Annotated in this window: 2 pseudogenes; both read right to left on the reverse strand. The window is 67.8% G+C overall.

Features of this window, described 5'->3' with window-relative positions:
• A pseudogene (locus FLV34_RS39680) lies at nucleotides 1-323 on the reverse strand (sugar ABC transporter substrate-binding protein); the annotation flags it as partial.
• A gap of 49 nt (nucleotides 324-372) precedes the next feature.
• Nucleotides 373-559, reverse strand: a pseudogene (locus tag FLV34_RS39685) (ABC transporter permease); the annotation flags it as partial.

Here is a 559-nt window from a genome sequence, read left to right on the forward strand (position 1 = left end):
GACTCCACCGCCGAGATCTGCTGGTTGATGTCGTTGGTCGGCTCGACCGCCTTGAACTCCACATCGGAGAACTGCGCGGCCGCGTCCGTCGCGTTCTTGCTGATGGCGGCGATCCAGCCGTGGTCGGCGGCCGGAGCCGAGAAACCGATGACGACCTTCTCACCAGGGGCGTCGTTGCCGCCCGTGGCCGCGGCCGCGGGGGCCGCGGCCGGTGCGCTCGCCTGCGCGGCGGGCTCGTTGCTCGTGCAGGCCGTGACGAGTGCACCGGCGCCGAGGACGGCTCCACTCCACAGGAAGCCGCGCCGGCCGACGTTCTTGTCCATATGTTCTCTCCTTGTCGAAGCCGGTCGGGATCCGATCCGGCCCAGGGTGTCAGGTGTGTGTTCTGAGGCTGCGTCGCTGCAGGAGCACGGCGATGACGATGATCGCGCCCTTGGCGACGAGCTGGTCGGCGGTGTTGAGACCGTTGAGGATGAACAGGTTGGTGATCACCGTGAAGATCAGCAGACCCAGGATCGACCCGATGATCGTGCCCCGGCCGCCGCTCAGCAGCGTCCCA

The organism is Microbispora sp. CSR-4 (genome assembly GCF_008033685.1).
In the GTDB taxonomy this organism is placed as follows: domain Bacteria; phylum Actinomycetota; class Actinomycetes; order Streptosporangiales; family Streptosporangiaceae; genus Microbispora.